At 48.7% G+C, this 21,394-nt stretch carries 19 protein-coding genes; 13 read left to right on the top strand and 6 right to left on the bottom strand.

The features are described from left to right. Window positions 1-83: 83 nt before the first annotated feature. The 5 genes from ACJJIL_RS10470 to ACJJIL_RS10450 all read left to right on the top strand — a co-directional run bounded on the left by ACJJIL_RS10470 (window position 84) and on the right by ACJJIL_RS10450 (window position 6,387). Window positions 84-1,658: a type I restriction-modification system subunit M gene (locus ACJJIL_RS10470; RefSeq protein WP_445361908.1), complete on the top strand. Its 1,575-nt coding sequence runs from the start codon at window positions 84-86 to the stop codon at window positions 1,656-1,658. Continuing rightward, complete coding sequence (locus ACJJIL_RS10465; RefSeq protein ID WP_445361907.1) at window positions 1,655-2,779, top strand: restriction endonuclease subunit S; 1,125 nt, start codon at window positions 1,655-1,657, stop codon at window positions 2,777-2,779. Before ACJJIL_RS10470 ends, ACJJIL_RS10465 begins: the two co-directional genes overlap by 4 nt. A gap of 725 nt (window positions 2,780-3,504) precedes the next feature. Further along, window positions 3,505-4,596 (top strand): ComEC/Rec2 family competence protein, encoded by a 1,092-nt coding sequence (locus ACJJIL_RS10460; RefSeq protein WP_445361906.1) that lies wholly within the window; start codon window positions 3,505-3,507, stop codon window positions 4,594-4,596. A 2-nt stretch (window positions 4,597-4,598) separates the two neighbouring features. Next, a complete protein-coding gene (locus tag ACJJIL_RS10455; RefSeq protein WP_445361905.1) occupies window positions 4,599-5,264 on the top strand; it encodes a hypothetical protein in 666 nt (221 codons plus the stop codon). Between the two features lie 196 nt (window positions 5,265-5,460). After that, window positions 5,461-6,387, top strand: coding sequence for a metallophosphoesterase (locus ACJJIL_RS10450; RefSeq protein ID WP_445361904.1), 927 nt, complete (start codon window positions 5,461-5,463; stop codon window positions 6,385-6,387). A 261-nt stretch (window positions 6,388-6,648) separates the two neighbouring features. Here the strand turns inward: ACJJIL_RS10450 and ACJJIL_RS10445 are convergent, their stop codons facing one another. Together ACJJIL_RS10445 and ACJJIL_RS10440 are read right to left on the bottom strand one after the other, a co-directional pair. Continuing rightward, window positions 6,649-7,491 (bottom strand): mechanosensitive ion channel family protein, encoded by an 843-nt coding sequence (locus ACJJIL_RS10445; RefSeq protein WP_445361903.1) that lies wholly within the window; start codon window positions 7,489-7,491, stop codon window positions 6,649-6,651. Between the two features lie 240 nt (window positions 7,492-7,731). Then, window positions 7,732-8,481, bottom strand: coding sequence for a flavodoxin family protein (locus ACJJIL_RS10440; RefSeq protein ID WP_445361902.1), 750 nt, complete (start codon window positions 8,479-8,481; stop codon window positions 7,732-7,734). A gap of 253 nt (window positions 8,482-8,734) precedes the next feature. On the opposite strand from ACJJIL_RS10440, the gene ACJJIL_RS10435 reads away from it, so the two are divergent. The 5 genes from ACJJIL_RS10435 (at window position 8,735) to ACJJIL_RS10415 (ending at window position 12,095) form a co-directional block, all read left to right on the top strand. Beyond that, on the top strand, window positions 8,735-9,325 hold the full coding sequence (locus tag ACJJIL_RS10435) for a hypothetical protein (RefSeq protein WP_445361901.1): 591 nt from the start codon (window positions 8,735-8,737) through the stop codon (window positions 9,323-9,325). Window positions 9,326-9,493: 168 nt separating this feature from the next. Further along, a complete protein-coding gene (locus tag ACJJIL_RS10430; RefSeq protein ID WP_445361900.1) occupies window positions 9,494-10,165 on the top strand; it encodes a hypothetical protein in 672 nt (223 codons plus the stop codon). Between the two features lie 395 nt (window positions 10,166-10,560). Next, window positions 10,561-10,920 carry a hypothetical protein gene (locus ACJJIL_RS10425; RefSeq protein WP_445361899.1) on the top strand — a complete coding sequence of 120 codons (360 nt, stop codon included), beginning with the start codon at window positions 10,561-10,563 and terminating at the stop codon, window positions 10,918-10,920. Between the two features lie 79 nt (window positions 10,921-10,999). Then, window positions 11,000-11,281 carry a hypothetical protein gene (locus ACJJIL_RS10420; protein WP_413665761.1) on the top strand — a complete coding sequence of 94 codons (282 nt, stop codon included), beginning with the start codon at window positions 11,000-11,002 and terminating at the stop codon, window positions 11,279-11,281. Between the two features lie 358 nt (window positions 11,282-11,639). Beyond that, window positions 11,640-12,095: a macro domain-containing protein gene (locus ACJJIL_RS10415; protein WP_282932772.1), complete on the top strand. Its 456-nt coding sequence runs from the start codon at window positions 11,640-11,642 to the stop codon at window positions 12,093-12,095. An 80-nt stretch (window positions 12,096-12,175) separates the two neighbouring features. Here ACJJIL_RS10415 and ACJJIL_RS10410 read toward each other — a convergent pair whose 3' ends face one another. Next, window positions 12,176-13,186, bottom strand: coding sequence for a tyrosine-type recombinase/integrase (locus ACJJIL_RS10410; RefSeq protein ID WP_445361898.1), 1,011 nt, complete (start codon window positions 13,184-13,186; stop codon window positions 12,176-12,178). A 192-nt stretch (window positions 13,187-13,378) separates the two neighbouring features. Here ACJJIL_RS10410 and ACJJIL_RS10405 point away from each other — a divergent pair, with 192 nt between their 5' ends. Both ACJJIL_RS10405 and ACJJIL_RS10400 read left to right on the top strand, forming a co-directional pair. After that, a complete protein-coding gene (locus ACJJIL_RS10405; RefSeq protein WP_445361897.1) occupies window positions 13,379-14,437 on the top strand; it encodes a DNA-binding protein in 1,059 nt (352 codons plus the stop codon). A 261-nt stretch (window positions 14,438-14,698) separates the two neighbouring features. Next, window positions 14,699-16,393, top strand: a complete 1,695-nt coding sequence (locus tag ACJJIL_RS10400; RefSeq protein WP_445361896.1) for a BCCT family transporter — start codon at window positions 14,699-14,701, stop codon at window positions 16,391-16,393. 32 nt (window positions 16,394-16,425) lie between these two features. Here the strand turns inward: ACJJIL_RS10400 and ACJJIL_RS10395 are convergent, their stop codons facing one another. Next, on the bottom strand, window positions 16,426-17,337 hold the full coding sequence (locus ACJJIL_RS10395; protein WP_445361895.1) for a M15 family metallopeptidase: 912 nt from the start codon (window positions 17,335-17,337) through the stop codon (window positions 16,426-16,428). A gap of 287 nt (window positions 17,338-17,624) precedes the next feature. Between ACJJIL_RS10395 and ACJJIL_RS10390 the strand changes: the two genes are divergently transcribed. Continuing rightward, on the top strand, window positions 17,625-19,292 hold the full coding sequence (locus ACJJIL_RS10390; RefSeq protein ID WP_445361894.1) for a BCCT family transporter: 1,668 nt from the start codon (window positions 17,625-17,627) through the stop codon (window positions 19,290-19,292). A 55-nt stretch (window positions 19,293-19,347) separates the two neighbouring features. On the opposite strand, the gene ACJJIL_RS10385 is transcribed toward ACJJIL_RS10390, so the two are convergent. Together ACJJIL_RS10385 and ACJJIL_RS10380 are read right to left on the bottom strand one after the other, a co-directional pair. Beyond that, a complete protein-coding gene (locus ACJJIL_RS10385; RefSeq protein WP_445361893.1) occupies window positions 19,348-20,061 on the bottom strand; it encodes a TorF family putative porin in 714 nt (237 codons plus the stop codon). 63 nt (window positions 20,062-20,124) lie between these two features. Beyond that, window positions 20,125-21,342: a BCCT family transporter gene (locus tag ACJJIL_RS10380; RefSeq protein WP_444913042.1), complete on the bottom strand. Its 1,218-nt coding sequence runs from the start codon at window positions 21,340-21,342 to the stop codon at window positions 20,125-20,127. Between the last annotated feature and the right edge of the window lie 52 nt (window positions 21,343-21,394).

Here is a 21,394-nt window from a genome sequence, read left to right as displayed (position 1 = left end):
TGACGAGCGTGCAGGGAAGTATTCACAGCGCGTCTCGAGAGCAGTGAGATCTTTCCTCCCGACCCAGTAGTAAGAGAAGTAACATGATTACAGGCGCACTAAAAAGCAATATCGACAAACTCTGGGAAGAGTTTTGGACCGGCGGGATTACCAATCCCCTCACCGTGATCGAACAGATCACCTTCCTGATGTACGCACGCCTGCTGGATATGAACGAGACCACCGACGAGAAAAGGTCCCGGCGTACCGGCAAGTCTTTTAAGCGCCGCTTTAACAGAAAGCAACAACACCTACGCTGGCAAAAGCTGATGCATATCGAGTCCGCCGACAAATTGTTGGAGACCGTGCGCGATGAGCTGTTCCCTTACTTCAAGGAGAGCAGTGCCGAAAGCAACGAGGGCACGCTGTTTGCCGAGTTCATGAAAGACGCCCAGCTGATGATCCAGAAGCCCTCGCTGCTGGTTCGCGCGCGGGATATGGTCAATGACCTGCCGCTGGAGAAAGGGGATACCAAGGGTGATCTCTACGAGTACCTGCTCAGCAAGCTGACCACCGCCGGTATTAATGGCCAGTTCCGTACCCCGCGCCATATTATTCGCGCCATTATCGAATTGATGGACCCCGACGCAACCGACCGCATCTGCGACCCGGCCTGCGGCACAGCGGGTTTTTTAAGCACCACTTACGAATTTATCCTGCAAAAGTACAGCTCGCCGGAGGGCACCATTACTGAGTGGGTCACCAATGAAAAAGGTGAGCAAGAAGCGCAGACCCTCTATACCGGTGATCTTCTGTCCAAGCACCGCCGGCATGTGGACCGCGATATGTTCCACGGCTTCGACTTCGATGCCACCATGTTACGTATCGCCGCCATGAACCTGGTGATGCACGGCGTGGCCCAGCCGGATATCCACTATCAGGACACCCTCAGCCAGGGCTTTATCGACAGTTTCCCAAAAGAGGCCAAAGAGGGCTTCGATCTGGTACTGGCAAACCCGCCGTTTAAGGGCAGCCTGGATGAAGAGGATGTCGATCCGGAAATCCTGCGCACGGTGAAAACCAAAAAGACCGAGCTGCTGTTTGTCGCGCTCATCCTGCGCATGCTTAAAGTCGGTGGCCGCGCCGCCGTGATTGTGCCCGACGGCGTACTGTTCGGCTCTTCCAAGGCCCACCAGCAGTTGCGCAAAACCCTGATCGAAGACAACCAGCTGGAGGGCATTATCAGCCTGCCCAGCGGGGTGTTTAAGCCCTATGCCGGTGTCAGCACGGCGGTCATGATCTTCACCAAGGGGGGCGAGACCGACAAGGTCTGGTTCTACGACCTGCAAGCGGACGGCTTTTCACTGGACGATAAGCGCACCCCGCTCACTGGTAAAGGCAGCAATGATCTGCCGGACCTGATTAGCCAGTGGCATAAGTACAGCGCCAAGGCTATGGCCGGCAAGTCTGTCAAGAAATGGACCGATAAAACCGCCAAGGCATTTCTGGTGGATAAAGACGAGATTGCCAGCAATAAGTACGACCTCTCTATTAATCGCTACAAGGAAGTGGTGTATGAGGAGGAGACATACGATCCGCCCAAGAAAATTTTAAAGCGCTTAAAGGCGTTGGAAGTGGAAATTCAGAAAGAGTTAAAAGAATTAGAGGCGATGCTGTGAGTTTTTTCAAGAATGAACAGTCTTGGCCTTTGGTTGAGTTGAGAGATATCGCAACTCTTAAGAGAGGATACGATCTACCAGTAAAGCAACGTAATCCCGGTAATGTTCCCATTTATGCTGCCAATGGGCAGAACGGCACGCATGATGTCGTAAAAATCGAGGGGCCTGGAGTTATCACTGGACGCTCAGGAACGATTGGGAAAGTACATTATGTAGAGGAAGATTATTGGCCATTGAATACCTCTCTATATGTGACGAATTTTCATGGGAATGATCCCAAATGGATCTATTACATGCTTCAGGCTTTCAAGCTTGACAGATTTGTGGAAGGGGCGGGAGTCCCTACGTTGAATCGTAACTTGGTACACGGCGAACTTATCCCCCTCCCACCCCTAAAAGAACAAAAACGCATCGCCGCCATTCTCGACAAGGCCGACAACCTGCGCCGCAAACGCCAGCAAGCCATCCAGCTCGCCGACGAATTCCTCCGCTCCGTGTTCCTGGATATGTTTGGTGATCCGGTGACGAATCCGAAAGGGTGGGATGTAAGGAGGTTGGGGGATATTTCGACCTTTGAAAATGGAGATCGCTCATCTAATTATCCTAGCGGTAACGATGTGGTTTCTAGTGGTGTATTATTTCTTAGTACTAAAAATATCACGAGTGATGGGCTGAACCTTCAGTCGAGTCAGTTCATTACCGAAGAGAAATACAACCTGCTTACGCGTGGCAAAGCCTCTCGAGGGGATATTCTAATTACTCTTCGCGGAACATTGGGGTCTTGTTGTATTTTTGAGTGTGAGTATGAAAAGGCGTTCATCAATGCTCAAATGATGATTATTCGTGCGGGAGACTCGGTTAGTAATATCTACCTGCATGATTTTTTGAGTTCCCAGGCAATAAAAAATCACCTCCTAAATATTGGGCAAGGCGCTGCTGTTCCTCAACTTACAGCAAAGCAGCTGAGAGAAATCCCTATACCTGTCCCTGATAAAAAAATACAGGAAAGATATGCGGCCGTTCGAAGTGCGACTTTGTTATCTCGAAGTAAGATGTTGGGCACTACTGAGATTGGGTTGTTTCAATCCTTGAGTCAAGAGGCCTTCTCCGGAGATCTGTAATAAGAAATCAGTTGGGGAGTAGCAAAGCTATCCCTAACCAACTTTTGCTCCTTTAGCAAAATCCAGAGTGATCCAGTCCGCATCGAAGTGCTGGGAGATCAGTATGTCGGTGCCTTTAAAAGCCTGGTTAATGATCGGGATTGATATATAGAGCAGCTATGTCCGTCTCTAGAGCAAAAGTAGGCAATATACCTTCAGTATCTAAAGGCGCTTGTGGCGGACTAGCATGCTACTTGCCAATTAAATGATGTTTTGGCCCTCGGTGGGAAGTGCTCTATCATTTTTTGATACGAGCCTTCCTTACAAACCATACCCAAGAGGCGACACCCTCCCGCATTTCCAACCGTAGAGCCATCCCTTCATAGGGGCCGCTGCCTGAATACACAGATTCTACGCTACCAAGCTTACCCGAGCGGAAGCGGATACTTTGTTGCTCGCCCCAACTTCACGTATTGAGTTTCGTGCCTTAATTCCTCCTCAGACTGTTCCTTGTTCGCTGAATGTCCCCTCCGCAATAGTTCAGCTACTCAAATGCCGCAGAGGTATTCTTCAGTGAACCACTGGATGGCAAGCATAAAAAAATTTACCTCTACATAAATTAAGTTATCCTGTTTTGCCGTCAATCATTTTGGTTTTTCTTCTAACTTACTGATTTATATACAAAAACCAACTTGGCATAGAAGTTGATCGTTATCTCATAACTTAATCAAAAAAGGAAATAAGTTATGGGATACGAAGTAGATTTTCTCGGTGTGGGTGATGAATCCAAAAGTGGGGATGCGATTGCGATCCGCTTCGGCAACCTGCATGGCGGCCGGGACGAGCAGACGGTGGTAGTGATCGACGGGGGCTTTAAAGATACGGGGGCGACGCTGGTGGCGCATATCAAGGAGCATTTCGGCACGAATCAGGTGGATATTGTGATCAATACTCACCCAGACCAGGACCATATTAATGGCTTGGAGACGGTGTTAGATGAGCTGGATGTGAAAGAGTTGTGGATTCACCAGCCCTGGGAACACAACCAGGGGCTGGCCCAACACTTCAAAGATGGCCGGGTGAGCGACAACAGCCTTAGCGAACGCTTAAAACAAAACCTGGAAAAGGCTTGGTCACTGGTTCAACTTGCCGAGTCAAAGGGGGTGGTTATTCGCGAACCCTTTACCGGCGAGCAAGATACCAGCGGCACACTGAAGGTATTGGGCCCGTCCCTCGAATATTACGAATCCCTAATCCCCGATTTTGAAGGTATGCCGGAACGGGCCTCCGCAACCGAAGCGGTACAGAGTATTTTTGACAAGGCTGTGGCCGCTATCAAACGCTTCTTCGCGACCTGGGGTGATGACCAGATCAATGACGAGGGCGTAACTTCCGCGAAAAATAACTCCAGCGTGATCACCCAGCTGGTTATCGATGGACGCAGGTTACTGTTTACCGGGGATGCAGGAATTCAGGCGCTTGAAATGGCGGCTGACCAAGTGGATGGTTGCACAAGCGGCGCCGAACTCAAGTTGATGCAGATCCCCCATCACGGCAGCAAGCGGAATATCGGCACCACGGTTTTGAACCGCTTGATTGGGCACCCAGTAATACAGGGGGAGTCTCGCGGCATTACCGCTATTGCCTCAACGGCAAAAGAGGGCGAGCCAAAACACCCGAGAAAGGCGGTAATGAATGCGTTTACCCATCGCGGAGTAGGCGCCTTGGCAACCCGTGGCAATGCCATTCTCGTTAACCATGATGCACCGCAGCGAGAGGGCTGGGCATACCTTGAGCCAGAGCCCTATCACTTCGAATATGAAGATGAGGAGGCTTAAGCATGGCTGGCCTCTCTCTGAAAACGCAAAATAGTGCTCCGCTGGCACTACTGGTATTGCTGCAATTGCTGGCGGTGCACGGCTTTAATTCTGCCTCATTCGATATCAATCTACTCACCTCAATCAAGGAGGCCGGCGGGGTGATGTTGGCTATTGGCGTCTTGGCCAGCTGGCTAAGCTATTTACTGCCCGCAGGCTTAAAGAACACCTTGATATTCCTGCGTCTGCGGAATGTGCTCCCCGGCCATCGTTTTATACAGCTGGCGGAGGCGGACCCGCGTATAGATACCCCGTTACTCAAAGAAAAAGTGCCGGGCTATGAATCCCTTTCGTCGGATTACAAGGCACAAAATAGTTACTGGTATAGAGAGTTTTATCGACCCGTGGCCGATCAGCAAGAGGTAGCTGCAACGCACAAGGCATATTTGCTCTACCGGGACGCCGCAACGGTTTCACTGCTGTGCGCCGCAATTTTTGTATTGGCAATGCTGCTACTGACTGAATCGATGTCTGCGTTTGAGTTAGGTTCCGGCGCGGTGTTCCCGTTGGCCGCTTTGGGTTTTGCCCTGGCCGCCGGAAATGCTGGGCGCAGGTTAGTGACAACGGCAGTGGCGATTAGTATGGCCAAAGCTGCAATAGCTTCAGATGAGGTATCGGCTTCCAGCTAAACCACTTTATATCTATCGATAGTGTGGACACTCCCCTATTTGTGCCACCTCTAAGTATCTGACGGTCATTGAGGAAGCGCTTCCAATCCGGTGCGCTTCCATATGCGCCGGAGAAGTGCGCAGATTAATCTGAATATGGTACATATAGGGGATTGGAATACAGAAACGTCCTTGTGTTTTAGGAGGTAGGACCAGCATGGAGCACAGCAAGTACGACATTATTGGTGATATTCATGGTCACGGTAGTGCATTGATTGAGTTACTCGAGGTACTGGGTTATCGGGAAACAGGCAGTGGTTATTCGCACCCTGAGCGAAAAGTTATCTTTCTTGGAGACTTTATCGACCGAGGAGAGCATCTGGTGGAGCATCGCAAGCTCCTAAAGATAGTTATGAGCATGGTAAATAGTGGTCATGCTAAAGCAATTATGGGCAATCACGAGTTTAACGCCCTGGCTTATCACACCGAGGTCAATGGCAATCCCCTGCGCCCACATACCGATAAAAATACTAAACAGCACCAGGCTTTTTTGAATGAGTACCCCGATAACGATCCAGAAAAATCTCAGGTATTGGATTTCTTCAGATCATTGCCTCTGTGGCTTGATCTGGGCCCTCTGCGTGCGGTACACGCTTGCTGGGACGAAGAGAAAGTCAATTTTTTAGCATCGAGAACCGATAGCGGCAGGTTAACGTCAGAGCTTTTGCTGCAAGCTAGTTCCCCGGGCAGTGATGCCTTCAAAGCGGTGGAAACTTTGCTCAAAGGGTGTGAAATTGAACTGCCTCAAGGAGTGAGTTTTCTGGATAAGGATGGTAATCGCCGCTCCGCCGTCCGAGTTCAATGGTGGAACGCTTCTGCAAAAGCGCTGGGGGAGATAGCGTTACCGCGTGGTGTTGATATCGGTTCCGGCGCTAGCCTGCCGGTTCCCTTCGATATTCCTCACTATCTCAAAACAGAAAAGCCTTGTTTTATCGGCCACTATTGGCTGAAAGGTGTACCTGCTCCCCTGACGGATAATGTGGTCTGTATAGATTACTCGGTAGCGGGAAATGGCAGGCTGGTCGCCTACCGCTTTGATGGTGAGCAGATACTGCAAAAAGACAAGTTTGTGTTTGTTGCGTAGATATTAGAAGTTTTAATTGTCGGCTTCTTGTGTGTTGTCTTAGGAATAACAAGTGGCTTGAGTGAGTAGCGCTGCTTATGCGATAGGGCAGGCTTCGCCTCTTATATAGGGTTGTAAGGGGTATATAATTATAGGTAGTCAGGATTTCAAGGGTGCTTTACTGATTCGCCAGCAATAACAGAGGCGCTTCATCTAAACCATGATAGGAATAAGGCACTGGCGATTATCTCTACCAGTACCTTCATTGAATTTCCAAAACCGCTAACTTGCTTTTACTTCCTTGGTCTTCTCGAACCAAAAGTTATAGAAGTCTTCAGTCACCAGCTGTTCGATATTGGTGGCTTCCTCTCGGGGGCAAAATACGGTTACCGTGGTTACATCGTGGCCGAGTTCATTCGTTGTGATACAGACTTTTGCATCAGGCCCTGACAGCTCAACGCCCATGCGATTCTCGATCAGGTTGCAGTAGCGTTCGGCAACTTCACGAAAGGAATCGCAGTGTTCTTTAAGTCGCTCAGAGATAAACTTCTTGGCTTCAAATGGATTCATTCCTTTGCTTTCCCGGGTAATCGAAAAGGTGTGCTCGATATACCGGCGCATAAAGTTCAGGTTCTTTACCGGTTGGGTAAAGAAGGCATTGTTAGGGATGTACAGAGTTGTTCCTGTATAGCCATTGCCCAAACCGTGCGGATCGATCTCCAAAAGGGTGGTGCTTAGCCAGTCACTATCGGTGACTTCACCAAATTGATTGCCGACTTTAATCCAGTCTCCTACAGTAAACGAGCGCATGTTTGCCTGATACAAGCCACCAACGAGGCACTGCACACCCTCTCTCAGTGCCAATACAATTGCCACAGAGAAAGCGGCAATGGATAGGGCAAAGTCCCGGAGTTCGCTTACCCAAATGGCTATCAGGCCGACTACCAATAATAAGTTGCCAAGGTTATGTACGGTATTGATACGGCGGCGCTTATCCGCTTTTTGCCAACTACTTCGTGCTATTACTAGCGTGAGCAGGCCACGTAATAACATCACTACTGAGATCAGGCATATGGTGATAAATAATTTACTATCCAGGATATGCGCTAAGAACTCTGGTTTCATTCGGGAAAGGGACCTCACAGAAATTACTTGACCACCAATTCATATGGCAACACCTAGCATCCCTTTATGGAGATAACAGTGCTATGCCGTGTAGGTGGGTGTTAATGGGAGCAAAGAAGGCGGGAATTTATCCCTGGTGCTACATCTTGTAAATAGGATTTTGTAAATACGGATGGACATGGCCAAACAGCAACAACTTTAGGCTGCTTAGCTCTGTAAAGTTAAAAATGCAGGATGTTTCTATCGATAATCCGGGTTAGGAAAGTCGGGCTTACAGCCGGCATCCCAGGCGGAGCGCTGGTTGCCGTGGGCGGGAATGCCCCCAGCATCCTTTATCATTCGCGCCATATGCATCAGGTTCCAGGTCATAAAGGTGGTGTTGCGATTGGTAAAGTCGTTTTGTGGGCCACCGGAACCGGGGTCAAGATACGAAGGGCCGGGGCCAGCTTCTCCCACCCATGCCGCATCTGCCTGGGGAGGGATAGCATAGCCAAGGTGTTGCAGAGAGTAGAGAATATTCATGGCGCAGTGCTTTGCGCCATCTTCATTGCCGGTGATAAGGCAACCTCCCACCCGGCCGTAGTATGCATACTGGCCTTTGGAGTTCAGGTCAGCTGAGTTCGCATAGAGCCTTTCTATAGTTTGGGTGCAGATAGAGGATTTCTCCCCTAACCAGATCGGCGTGGTTATAACCAGGATGTCTGCGTCTTCAACCCGGCGATAGAGCAGTGGCCACTCATCAGTGTCCCAACCATGCTCCGTCATATCCGGGTAAACACCAAAAGCGATGTCGTGATCAACAGGGCGTAAAACCTCAACTGAGACTTTGTTGCGCTCCATGATTTCCCTGGATATGCGAATTAGACCGTCTGTATGGGAGAGTTCAGGCGTAGGTTTTAGGGTGCAGTTGAGGAATAGCGCCTTGAGGTCGGAGAAGTCCGACGCACTATACTTGCAGTCTTCAATTTGCTTTTGATTTAACGTCGTCATCTTTGGCCTCCTTGCCACCACTTAGATAATAGCCTGAGTTCTAATCCCGTGATTTCAGAGAGGATCCGTTGAACTTTACCCAAATAGATCTGCGACACGGTGTTAGTCCATATAACTTACGGTTATCAGGCTTCGACTTATCCATCCAGGGTCCGCTGGGGGTCATTACTATTGGCGTGATTCGGCTTGCCCCGGGATTATCTAACCGTAAAGCTGCGCCTATATTTGACTCACTACCACCTTGGAGGTCACCATGAAAATAATCAATCAGCTATTACTCCTGTTGTCCTCAGTACTTCTGACTCTTGTTGCCACTCACGCCAATGCCCAATCGGAAGCTAAAGATTCCTTGGAAGGAGTCTGGTGTGCAATTGAAGGTGAGTCGTTTATTTTTTACGAGCACAGCCCAGACGCTTTTACCTTAGAAAAGGAGCAGATTTGCCGAACTTTTAAAGTTCTCAAGCAAACAGGGGTGGGTGGTGGTGGTCGCTATCTTGAGGTAACGAAGAAGCCGGATGTTAAACACCAACTAACTGCAGTTGAAGAGAAGGTGAATGAGACCACTATAGCTAAGGATATCGGCATCTTTGCCTATATGAAGAGTGGCAATAGAATCCAAGTGGTAGCTGTTGATGTGTCCGATGAGAGCGTTACAAATTTGACCCTCGATGGTAGTGGCACTATGCGAGGTTTTATCGAGGAGGTTACTGCTGATAGCACCGCTAAGAAGGGTCATGAAGCTCATGTTGGGGTGTTGTTCTTTCGGAGGACTTCCTCATCAATACCCGAGACCTTTGATCAGGACTGGGAATCAATCTTCAATGAGACCCACAGCAAGCAGTAAAGGTGCTGGTGTTATCGTCGGTTTTGTAGTCCAGTATATTCATTTGCCATAATCATCAGGCAATAATGATGCTCGTATCGCTTACTAATTAGCCAACACTTAGGTTTCCAGCCCCAGGCGAACCTTTTTAGTTTGCCTTTCTCTTGAGGTATCGCTGATTTTGTTCGTATGAAGCAAGCAGGGGGAGTGCTGCACCCAGAGAGGCTCAAGCCCATGCTGGGTGGTGTTTATAATCTAGGTGCTGGTGACGGCATGTTAAGCTTGGTGTATAGAACACTTAGCAAGTTTATCAACTATCGCTACTTTATAGACGAAAGCGCACTCCCAGCAAGACTGCCGCTTGTAGGAGCTTTGTGGGGTACAAATATGAAATATGGTCTAACTTTATCTTTATTGATTTTGGCGGTGCCGAAGACACTGGCTTGTGATTACCCACCGCCAACAATTATTCCACCTACAACGCCTTACGGTGAATTTCAATATATTTATCCGGAAACTGGCTTAAACTACAAAGATATTGCTAATGATAAAAACTTGGCGGTGGTTAAGATTTTAGAGGTGTCAGGTGATCAAGCTAATCCTGATGTAGTAATTGTTCAGCTATTACATGGCTGGGGATATCAAAGTGGCCGTTACATGAAGTTTGTTAACCCGGGCTTATCATGTGTCAGCATTCAAGTGGCGGAAATCGGGTGGTATGCTGCTCTAATAGATCGCGATGACATATCTTTACTGGTCCCCTATAAAAAGGTTGAGAAATACCTGCGAGAGCGCGGTAAGCCTGAATATGTGTACTCTGCAATTGGCCTGCGGTATAGGGAGGCATATCCAGCCAATTAACTACAGTAGAGTACTTTGAGTTTGCTTAGGTCAGCTGTTATGGGAGCATTATAAATATCAAGAGTGAGTCATTCTAAAGAACAATTAGTCTTTCAAATAATAGGGCTTACTTTATCACTTTATAGTTACAGTTTCTGATGTAGCAATTTTACTCGATACTGGCATGACTATAGAAATAACTCAATTCAGAGTAGGTAGTTGGGTCAGCAGTGATGGTGCAAATATCAATCACTTGCCTGCAGAGTTGTGGCTCAACCCTCTGGCCTGCCTTGCTCGTTTGAAGTGTTGGCTATATGGCTTTTAATCTCTATAGAAAAGTAAAACTATTAAGAGGTTTGTGATAAATGTGTGAAAAACAATCTATTACATGTATTTTTGAGCCTCCAGGTATTTAAATGAAGCGTACAGCATTTTACTTTGCTTTGATGTGTTTGCCCCTAGAGCTGGAAGCACTTCAAGAGTGGATACCGAGCAAGGATTACACTGTAACACCCGAGTTGGCTATGGCAGTTGATAGGGCTCGCCAATTTTATTACAAACAAGTTAGTCACAAGAAAGCTGCGGAGCAAATTGTGTACAATGCCCGCTCAACGGGTCAAGGGTATATTGTAGAGCTGCTCCCGATATATGTATTACCTGAAGGGGAGAGGTTTGTATCAGTTGATGGTGAAAATTGTGTGTATTTGACTAAAGAATATAAGGTAATGGATTATCGACAATGCGTCGCAGTCTGGCCAGATTCGCTTGAAAAATAACATATAAGGTTTCGTGGGGGCGAGCTTGCTACACGGATAGAAATAATCGCCGTCTTACAAGAATATCAAGAGATTAGTTGTGAAATTGACCCCAGAAGAGAGAGCTGTTGTTGCTCAATGCATTGCTGAAGATCCGAGTCTGAAGCGAACTTTGATTGCATACTGGCCTTATATATTTCCGCTTTGTGCGGCAGCAATCTATGGGATAGTAAAGAAAGACTATCTTTTAATTGGAATCGCATTCTTCTTTCTTGTTTGTGAAGTCTTGTGGTTTTTGAATGAAACATCTAAGTCTGCAAAACACCTGAAAGCGGCGCTAATAAAGTATGATTTATCTAATCGTACGAAGAGCGTAGGGTAAGTTAGTATTACAAATGTAAAAGTTATTCATTTATGAGAGATAACAAAAGTTATCAGTGCTTTTTGTGCGGGAAGCATATTGAAAATCAAGGGGGACTTGATCCTTGTGCAGTAGATCTTGTAGCCAATGTTGATCAGTCTACGGAAAAGCTAGATATACAACGATTTTTCTGTCACATCCGATGCTTTAAGTCTATCAACAAGCATGCTTCTATCTATAAGCCAAGATTTGAGACCGCCTTTAGTTGAGGGCAATAATCAATCAAGAGGGTTTACAATTGCGCTAGACAGCTTGCACCTTAGCTCACTGAATACGAGCCAAGGGTTATTGAGGCGTTTCAGATTTCCAGAGGTCGCGAATGAACGTAGTAGAAGGTGATTTGATCAAAATGGCACTTGAGGGCCATTTTGATGTAATTGTTCATGGGTGTAATTGCCAGTGCCAAATGGGAAAGGGGATAGCCTTAACTATCAAGAAGCTTTTCCCTGAAGCCTACGCAGCAGACTTGGGTACAGAAAAAGGCTCACGACTTAAACTGGGTACGTATTCAAGTGCTTACATATCACAGTTAGAGGCCAGCTTTACGGTCGTCAATGCTTACACTCAGTTTCACTGGAGAGGTAAGGGGGTAATGGCGGATTATGAGGCTATACGCAGTGTATTCACCAAAGTTAAGAAAGATTTTCCGGGGAAGAGGATTGGGTATCCTCTAATTGGTGCGGGGCTTGCCGGTGGAGATTGGGAGGTAATTTCCAGCATCATAGAAAATGAACTTGAAGGCGAAAATCACACACTTGTTAAGTTTGTGCCGTAACAAGCCCCCAGGCTGATTACTTCCGCACATATACTGCCCGCCTGAAAGGCGGGACTTGCCAGCAGGTCAATAACAGCTTCTTAAGGTAGTAGTTCCGACATCTTCTTCATCAAGATAGCTGAGGCGTTGTCGGTAAACTGCTGCCCCTCTTCAATATACTCCCAGACAGTGGCATCACTCTTCCAGCCACCTTGCTTCTTGATCAGCTCAAAGCCAACTTTTTCTCGCGCTGCGGAAGTAGACAGGCCTCGGCGAAAGCTGTGGCTGCTGAGCTCGGCAACAAAGTCAAAACCGCAGACCTCCCCAAGATTTTTAAGTAGATCGTTGATAGCCGTGGGGTTTAACTGTCGGTTTTGTACTGTATCCCAGCGATTGACTGACCGAAACACTGGCCCGGCTCTAGTGCCACTGACGTCTAGCCAGGACTTAAGTGCTCGTGCGGGGCAGATTCCAGGGGTGCCGTAGGGAAGGGCGCGCATCATTCCCTGGCCACTTTGGTCTGTTTTTGACTTCGGTAGGCGAATAATCAGGCCTTCCTCCTCCCATATCAGGTCTTCAACCTGGATCGCCACCAACTCACTGCGCCTGAAGGCGCCAAAGAAACCTACCAACACCAATGCCAAGTCACGGGCCTTCTTCTTGGAATCAGGCTGAGAGCGCAACTGTCGGGTGAGGGTGGCAATGTGTTCGAGGCTCAGCGCCTTGGCTTTTTGCTTGGGCTTTCCGTGGGTGCGGCGAATACCGTGCATGGTTTTCTGTACCAGCGGTTCAGTGACTGGGTTGGGAATGCCTTGATAAAGGTGCCACTGACTTATGGCGGTTAGGTGCAAATCCAGGGTGCGAGGGTTCAATTGCTCGGCTCGACTCAATAGATAGCTAACCAGTGAATGGCTATCGGTGGGGAGTCGACCTCCCCATTTCTCGAACTGGCGAATGGCAGACCGATAGGCTTTGCGAGTGCTGTCTGAAGTCGCTGCTCGCAGGTACTTCTGAATGTCATCCTCAGTCAGAAGTGCTCCAGCCCCGCTAGATGTACTGCTGAGCGGGGAATGAGGTTGGACTTTGGTTGAGGCCAGAGGCTGTTTTCTCATGAATTCTGTGTCACCCGAAAACCACCATTTGTACTGAGAGTACGTTAAATGGGGGCTTCCTTACTTTTATAACCTTCGATAAGAATCATTATCGAAGGTTAGTTAGGTTAATTCAAGAATTGGTTTATTTTTATATATTATGTATTATTACGTAATACGTAATTTGGTACAAAATAATCTGAGGGAAGGTTAATGGCGCGCACAGGGGTCACCTATCTGGACATTTTTGAAGCAGCAAAGGCGATTAAGGCCCGGGGCGAGGAGCCGACAGTTGATAGAGTGCGCGCTCATCTGGGGACTGGGAGTAAAAGTACAATTGCGCCGCTTCTAAAGCGGTGGAAAAGTGAGAGTTCCAGTAGCACTGATATCAGCGGCCTACCCAAAGATTTGGTGGAGGCGCTGAAAGGGCTTCATCAGCGTATCCAGGGGGATGCGGACCAGAGAGTGGAGCAGGTTCAGCAGGAATTTGAAGCGAAAGAGCTGGAGATAACAGAGAGACTAAACGAAGCTCAAGAGACCAGTAGCAAACAAACCGCTTTGATTCGCGAGCTGGAGCAGAAGCTTTCAGCTTCCGAAAGTGAGAAGCGCCGCCTCAAAGTTACCCTGGGTGAAGCACAATCAGAGCTGGAAAAAAGTGAGTTTCAATTGGAGCAGGCCTCGGTTCGAGTTGAGGAGCAGAGGGCCTCAATTGAAGAGATGAAACAGGAGAATCGCGATGTGCGCGAGCACTTTGAGCACTTCCAGCAGCGAACGGCTACTGACCGGCAGCATGAGCGAGATCAGTTTCGATCTTCCAGTGAGCAACTTAAGGGGCAGGTGGCTTCACTGGCGGAGCAGCTCGGGCTGGCGGAGCAGAAGCTTTCTGAGCAGGGCCTTTTGTATAAGCAGGGGCAGGCATTAATCACTGAACTCAACCGGGAGAAGCAAGAGTTACGCGAAAATATAGGTTCTGCCCAGACCGAAGCGGAGAACTATAGGCAGCAAGCTGAGGAGCAGGCAGCAAGCGCTGAACTCCAGTCCTCTGAGATTGGTCGACTTCAGGGTGAGGTCACTCGTCTCAAGAGCAATAGTGCCGCGCAGTCAAAGGAGATCCAGCTTCAACAGGTATCTCTGGAAAGGATGGGGTCGGAACTGAGTTCCGCGAGAGATCGGGTAGACAGTTTGTCAGATGAAAATCGCACCCTTCTACAGGAGAAGGCAATACTACAAGGGCAGTTTGTCCAGCTGGAAAAATCATTGAGTGAGCAGTAGCTCAAAGCCTGCAGGTTGGGGCCGTCTTCAGTTGATAGCCCCGAAACAATTTGCGTGAAATGCAATCGATGTGACAGCAGTAAAATTGAAATACGTTGACTAGCTGGTACTATTGGAGATAAGTAAAAGCAAATTTAGCTGTAGTTGACCTACCTATCCTTATATAAGCTCTATTCACTAACGCCGCATAATAAAGTTCCTTATATAAAGTCCCCCTTGCTTTTATTTGCCGCGGTTTGCAAGGCATTTGGGAGGCAAGTGTTGTCCAGTCATTTTAGAGAGATCATCGATAAACCCACTTTTTTTGGTTCATTGGCGCTGCTTCTGGCAGTGACAATCCCTTTGGTACTGTTCCCGGAAGTGGGTGCCGCCTGGGTTTTAGCCGCTAAAGGTTTTGTTACTGACAAGCTAGGGGTTTTCTATCTGGCACTGGGTGTCGGGGCAATCCTCTTTATGGTCTATATCGTGTTTAGCGATATCGGCCAGATCAAGCTGGGGACGCCTGAAGAGGACCCAGAGTTCTCCACGATATCCTGGGCGTCAATGCTTTTTTGTGCGGGTATCGGTGCTTCGATTCTCTACTGGTCTATGGTTGAGTGGATCTACTATTACCAAACCCCACCTTTCCAGGTTGAAGGAGGCACTCCCGAGGCTGCACGCTGGGCTGTTGCCTACGGTATTTTCCACTGGGGTCCGCTGGCATGGTCGATCTACCTGATTCCCGCTTTGCCGATCGCTTACTTCTACTACGTTCGAAACCATAGCGTGCTGAAAATTAGTGAGGCGCTGATGCCCGTTTTGGGGGAGCAGCGCGCCCAGGGCGGACTCGGCAAGCTGATCGACGTGCTGTTTATCTTTGGCATGTTGGGCGGCGGTGCTACGACCTTGGGAATTGCTGCGCCGCTGATCACTCAGGGGGCTCATGAACTCTTGGGCGTGCCCACCGGGCTGGGAACCCAGGTTGTAGTGCTGATGATATGCACGGCAATCTTCGGCTATAGCGCTTTTGTTGGGCTTAAGAAAGGTATCCGCGCACTTTCCAACCTGAATATGTGGCTGTCTATTGTACTGCTTCTGTTTGTTTTCCTGGTTGGCCCCACCTTATTTATGTTGAACACCGGCTTGGATGCCCTAGGTCGTGTCTTGGATAACATCTTCCATATGGCTGCCTGGACTGAGCCATTTGCAGAGTTTGAGCAGTTCCCGGATACCCATTTTCCCCAAGACTGGACCATCTTCTATTGGGCGTGGTGGTTGGTTTTCGCTCCCAGTGTCGGCTTGTTTATTGCGCGTATCTCACGGGGGAGGACCATTAAGACCATGGTGGTCGGTTCCATTTTCTACGGCACCTTGGGCTGTTTCCTGTTCTTTATGGTGTTGGGGAATTACGGCGTTTACTTGCAGTTCTCAGGTGAGTTGGATGTGGTGCAAGTGCTAAATGAGCAGGGCGCTACCGCCGCGATTTTCGCTACACTCAAAACCCTCCCCGGCAGTAAACTGGTGATTCTGGTGTATACCGTGCTCGCCCTGATCTTTACTGCGACTACATTCGATTCCATCTCATACATTCTTGCTGCCGTTGTGCAAAAAGAGGTCGATGAAGAGCCAGCGCGATGGAATCGCCTGTTCTGGGCATTTGCGCTTTCGCTGATGCCGATAACACTCCTGTTTTTGGGCGGCCTGGACACACTGCAAACTGCCAGCGTGATTGGTGGAGTGCCGCTTTTGGTTGTCGCATTGTTGCTGTGCATATCGATTGTGAAAGCTGCTCACTATGACTTGCGCTACCAGCCGAGCTACGAAGAGAAGGAAATCTATATTGAAGAGTTCCCAGAGGATGATCCCTGGACGGAAGAGGGCAACTGGGACGTTCCAACCCAATCGGAACACGGTGTCTCCCACGATGACAAGCCCCATATAGAGGGCGATCCGGGAAGCCATCCCTCTCGACTATAACAGTTGGTTCGGCAGGAGGAGGGCAACCGTGCTCACTCCTGCTCACTATCAAATTCTGATACGGTCTTCTCGACACAATGTTTCCTGAGTTGAGCAGCACTTTTTATAGTGTTGTTCTCTTCAAAACAATGATTCAACTGCTGGGTATATCGGTCAAATAGTTGTTTTGCACTCTCCTTTGGCAAAGTTACAAGGCGGTTAATGAACTGACGGGAACCAACCTGGAAGTGCATATAATCAATCGGGACATTCCAGTCTCCACCCCAGACAGCGAAGCCATGCCTGGCAAAGATAGTGGTTACATCTTCAGACATTCCCATACGGCTTGGCTTTCCCGGGCGAAACTTTGCCCGGTTTAAATATCCTTCTGTTGCATCCTTAGGGATTACTTTGGCTCGGGTGTGTTTATCAATATACAGGTAGGGATTTTGTAGGGGGTTAATATCAATAGCAACACCATAAGCGTGCTCAGACCATCTGCTTCCGCCAGTAATAGGCCGGGAATCAAAAGCCAGCGTGTTGTTTCGATCATCTGCCATTCGCTCTTGCAGAGTAAAATATTCGACAGGAATGGCTGACTGTATTGGAAAGCGAGATCGGTAGATCTCGCCAAATAGAGACAGGACGTTCTCGGCAACGATATCAAGTACAACAACAGCGCCTCTGCGGTATAGAACAGCTTCGATGCCAACATTATCCTGAGCAGGGGTATCCAAGAGAGGCGCATAGTTGAAGACGACTCTTTTCAGCCTTTCACAGCCAATAGGGGAGCTGTTCCGAAGAACCTGCCGGAGCTTCATCAGCTCACAGTCTTCTTGGGAAATGTCGTAAATCCCTACCTTTGCTTCAGGTTCAAAATCATTAACATTGATATTCCTATCTTGGTCCTTGGTGCATGCAAATAGCACCAGGCCCGCAATGGCGGCGATAGCCTTCTTATACATATCGCTTCTCGGTATTCCTTTGGGAAAGCCCCGTTTCAAATAGTATTTGAGTATGCACATCCTGTTCACTCTTGAATTGCATTTGGCCTGTTAAATCAGCACTCAAAAGGATGCTAATCACGTCATGCTAGCGGTTGGTAAATGGCAGTGCAGTGCTCGCCTTAAAGATTGGCGTCTTTAGTTTCAGCAACTTTGTTCCGGCTGGTCAAAAAATAGCCAGACTGTAATTGATTTAGCTCCCAACTCCTTCCCGTTTTGTAAGAACATCTTTTCAGAAGGAACCCTTGTTGAATAAGGGAACAAAGGATCTCATAGACAAGCCCACCTTTTGGGGCTCTTTTGCATTGCTACTAGTGGCGACAGTGCCCTTGATCCTCTTTCCCGAGGCGGGTTCTTTATGGTTATTGGCAGCTAAAGATCTGGTAACAGAGAAGTTGGGGGTCTTTTATCTCCTGCTTGGCCTAGTTGCGATGTTATTTGTGCTGTATATCGCCTTCAGTGATATCGGCAGGATAAAGTTGGGAGGGGGGAAAGAGGGCCCCGAATTCTCAACTCTATCCTGGGCTGCCATGTTGTTTTCTTCCGGTATTGGCGCGTCGATTTTATACTGGTCGATGGTTGAATGGATCTATTACTACCAGCAGCCACCGTTTCAGGTTAAAGCGAGCTCAGCGGAAGCCGCACGCTGGGCAGTCTCCTACGGTATCTTTCACTGGGGACCGCTGGCTTGGTCTATCTATCTGATCCCCGCACTGCCAATTGCCTATTACTACTATGTGCGTAAACGCAAGGTTCTAAAGTTAAGCCAAGCGCTCGCGCCAGTATTGGGTGATCGTAGCGTGGGCGGGCCCATTGGTAAGCTTATCGATACTTCCCTGGTATTTGGCATGTTAGGGGGCGCGGCTACACGGCTTGGTATTGCGGCGCCGCTGATTACTATGGGATTGCATAAGCTATTTGGGGTTCCTACTGGGGTGGGATTTCAGGTTGGGGCACTGATATTTTGTGCGCTATTGTTTGGTTACTGTGCTCTTGTCGGCGTAAAGCGCGGCCTTAGTGTCCTATCAAACTTTACAATTTTTCTCTCACTCGTCTTGCTGCTCTTCGTGTTTATCGCGGGACCAACACTATTTATGCTCAATAGTGGGTTGGATTCCCTGGGTAGAGCGCTGCATAACTTCTTGCAAATGGCCACTTGGACTGAGTCCTTCTCTCACTTTAAACAGTTCCCCAATACTCGCTTCCCCCAGGACTGGACCGTCTTCTATTGGGCTTGGTGGTTGGTTTTTGCTCCGAGTATTGGCTTATTTATTGCGCGTATCTCCGGAGGGCGGACTATCAAGGCGATGATTCTTGGGGCACTATTTTTTGGAACTTTTGGCTGCTTCTTGTTTTTTATGGTGCTAGGCAACTACGGCGTTTACTTGCATTTTTCGGGCGAGCTGGACTTGGTGCAAATACTGAATCAGCAGGGGGCCAATACCGTGATCTTTGCCGTTTTGGATATGTTGCCCGCGAGCCAGTTAGTTGTGTTGCTGTATACGCTGATTGCACTGGTTTTCACGGTCATTACTTTTGACTCCATATCTCATATTCTTGCCGCAGTTGTGCAGAAAGAGATCCATGGTGAGCCGCTTCGGTGGAATCGAATTTTCTGGGCCTTCGCGCTGGCAGTAATGCCTATTGCTTTGTTGCTTATTGGAGGGTTGGAAGCATTGCAGGCGGCAAGCATTATCGCTGGTGTCCCTTTGCTGCTAATTGCCCTCTTGCTTTGTATCTCAATGGTTAAAGTTGCCCGACATGATTTGAGTTTGCACCCAGTAATCCTTGAAAGGGAAATTGTTTTGGAGGGGGTGGTTGAGAAAGGTGCCTGGAGTGGGAATACTGAATCAGGACAAGTTGTGTTGAGATCTGCAGAGAAGACTGGCCAGGACGGAAAAGAAGAAACACCCTAAGAGCAGACCAGTAAGATATGCCGGGGCTATCTAAAGCCCCGGCTGCACTCATAGTTTAAAGGCTAAAAGTGCGGGCAACAGAGAAGACAATTCGCTCGTCAGCAGTGCCCACGTCGAGATTGGTATTCTCGGCGGCAACATTGAAATCAAAACCTTCCAGGGAAGTCATATACTCCACTCGGTAGTGGTTGTAAGATTTTTTACCATCCCAGGTCCATTTGTCTTTATTGACGCTGGTAGAGCGGTCAACACTGAAGCGAACGTTGTGACCTTCTGCAAACTCAAAGGTATGCGCCAGCATCATAATGTAATGACCACCGCCCGTGCCAAAGTAATCCCAGCTATACCAGCCATTGACTTCTGATTCGCCTAGAGCAGAGCTGTAGCCAAGCTTGGCATAAGCTTCCGGATAGGCGTAGTCATCAGAGAGATCATCATCGCCGTGATAGGTGTAATAGGCGAGTCCTGTGTCCAGGCTTACTTTATCGGTAAGCTGCATGAACTTACCTGCGTAAAAATCCCACTCCAGGTTGGTATCGTCTTCTTCACCGAAGTCTACGTTGGAAGCCCAGGTGCCGATATACCAGCCGCTATCAAAACCGTAGTCCAGACTGGCTTGCAGTGCTGGGTCGTTTTGAGTCTGGCTGACACCATTAAAGGTGTAGTCAGTAGTCAGGTTAACAGTAGAGGACAGCTCTGCCTGGGATTGTTGGGCAAGCACCAGCAGGGAAGCACAGGTCAGTGCAGAAAGTTTCAAAGTTGATTTCATTGTTCAATTACCACTTATTTATATTTTGTAGCCCCCGCCAAACCAGGCGGGGGATTTCAACAGTTAGCTCGCCAGTTCGATCTTGCTAAAGTCGATCTTGTTTTCTTTAGGCGAGGAGTCGATAGCTGCTACCGCCCTGAAGCGTTTCACCAGGATGTAACCCAGGCAGCAGAAGAAAATGCCAATTACCAGGGCGCCGATCCACTGGATTTGCAGGAAGTTGAGCTTGAACAACAGGGTGAGCAGGCTCATCGCAACCAGGTTCAGGACGAAGTATTTCCACTTGCCCAGGCGCGCAACAGTCATACCCAGGTTGTCGGTGTACAGGCGAATCAGGGAGTCCAGCGAGTTGATCACGAAGGTAATGCCCACAATGACCATGGCCAGGTTGTAGAAGCCGCTGGTATCTAAGCCTTGGCTGGAGTAGTAGTAGAGCACGGTGAACCAGAGCGCGATGGGGATGGATGGGAAGATCAGCATCGCCGCCAGCACTTGGTAAGTGCGCAGGCCGCCCACAAAGCGGGAGGTAAACTGGCCAATCATAATGCTCCAGGCAAACCACCAGAACAGGTAGAACTCGTGGTAGTCATTCAGCGGCAGCACGAACTGGTGGATATTACCGAAGTAACCGCCGAGCAGCGCAAAGGTGGAAGCGAAGTCGCCAACGCTACCGTTCTCACCGGTAAAGGCGCCTACCCACATTACCGCGATCAGGCCAATAAACATCCAGGTAGTCGCCAAGCTGAGGAAGCGCACATAGCGCAGGCTGGTGGATGAGTAGACCGCAGCGGCGATCACGGCAAAGACGATCAGGTAGAAGGTGCCAACAATGGTTTCACCATCGCCAACCTGTGGCAGATACCAGGGCAGGTTGCTAAGCAGCAGGTAGGCGGTAAACGCGCAGGTACCGATAATCACCACGTTGTTGATCAGCTTTACCAGGCCGATCTCAAAGAATTTAACTTTGGGCTCGATAATGCAGAAGTAAAAACAGGTGAGGAAGTAGAAACCCCAGATCAGGAAGGCCCAAAAACCAAACTCAATCGCGAGTGCGTTGGTGAAGCCGTATTCTGGGTTTGCGGTTAGGTCTGCGTAGCCACCGAACTCGGTGAGGGGGAACATGATAAGGCCTACATCGAGGCCGGAGGTGAAAAGGATCGCTATAAAAGTGAAGGTTTTAACCGGGGTCACCCCGACCATCTTCACATTTCCCCATTTAATCAGCGAGAAAATTATTGCCGTGAAGGTAAATAATAATCCCGCAGAAAGCCAAGCTGTCATGCTGAGTCTCCAGCTAGTTATTGGTATGCCGGCGCCCCTCAAGGGCGTTGCT

It is taken from the genome of Microbulbifer maximicatervae (SeqCode) (assembly GCF_052468095.1).
Note: the sequence above shows the minus strand (reverse complement) of the source record. Positions and strands in the feature narration are given on the sequence as shown.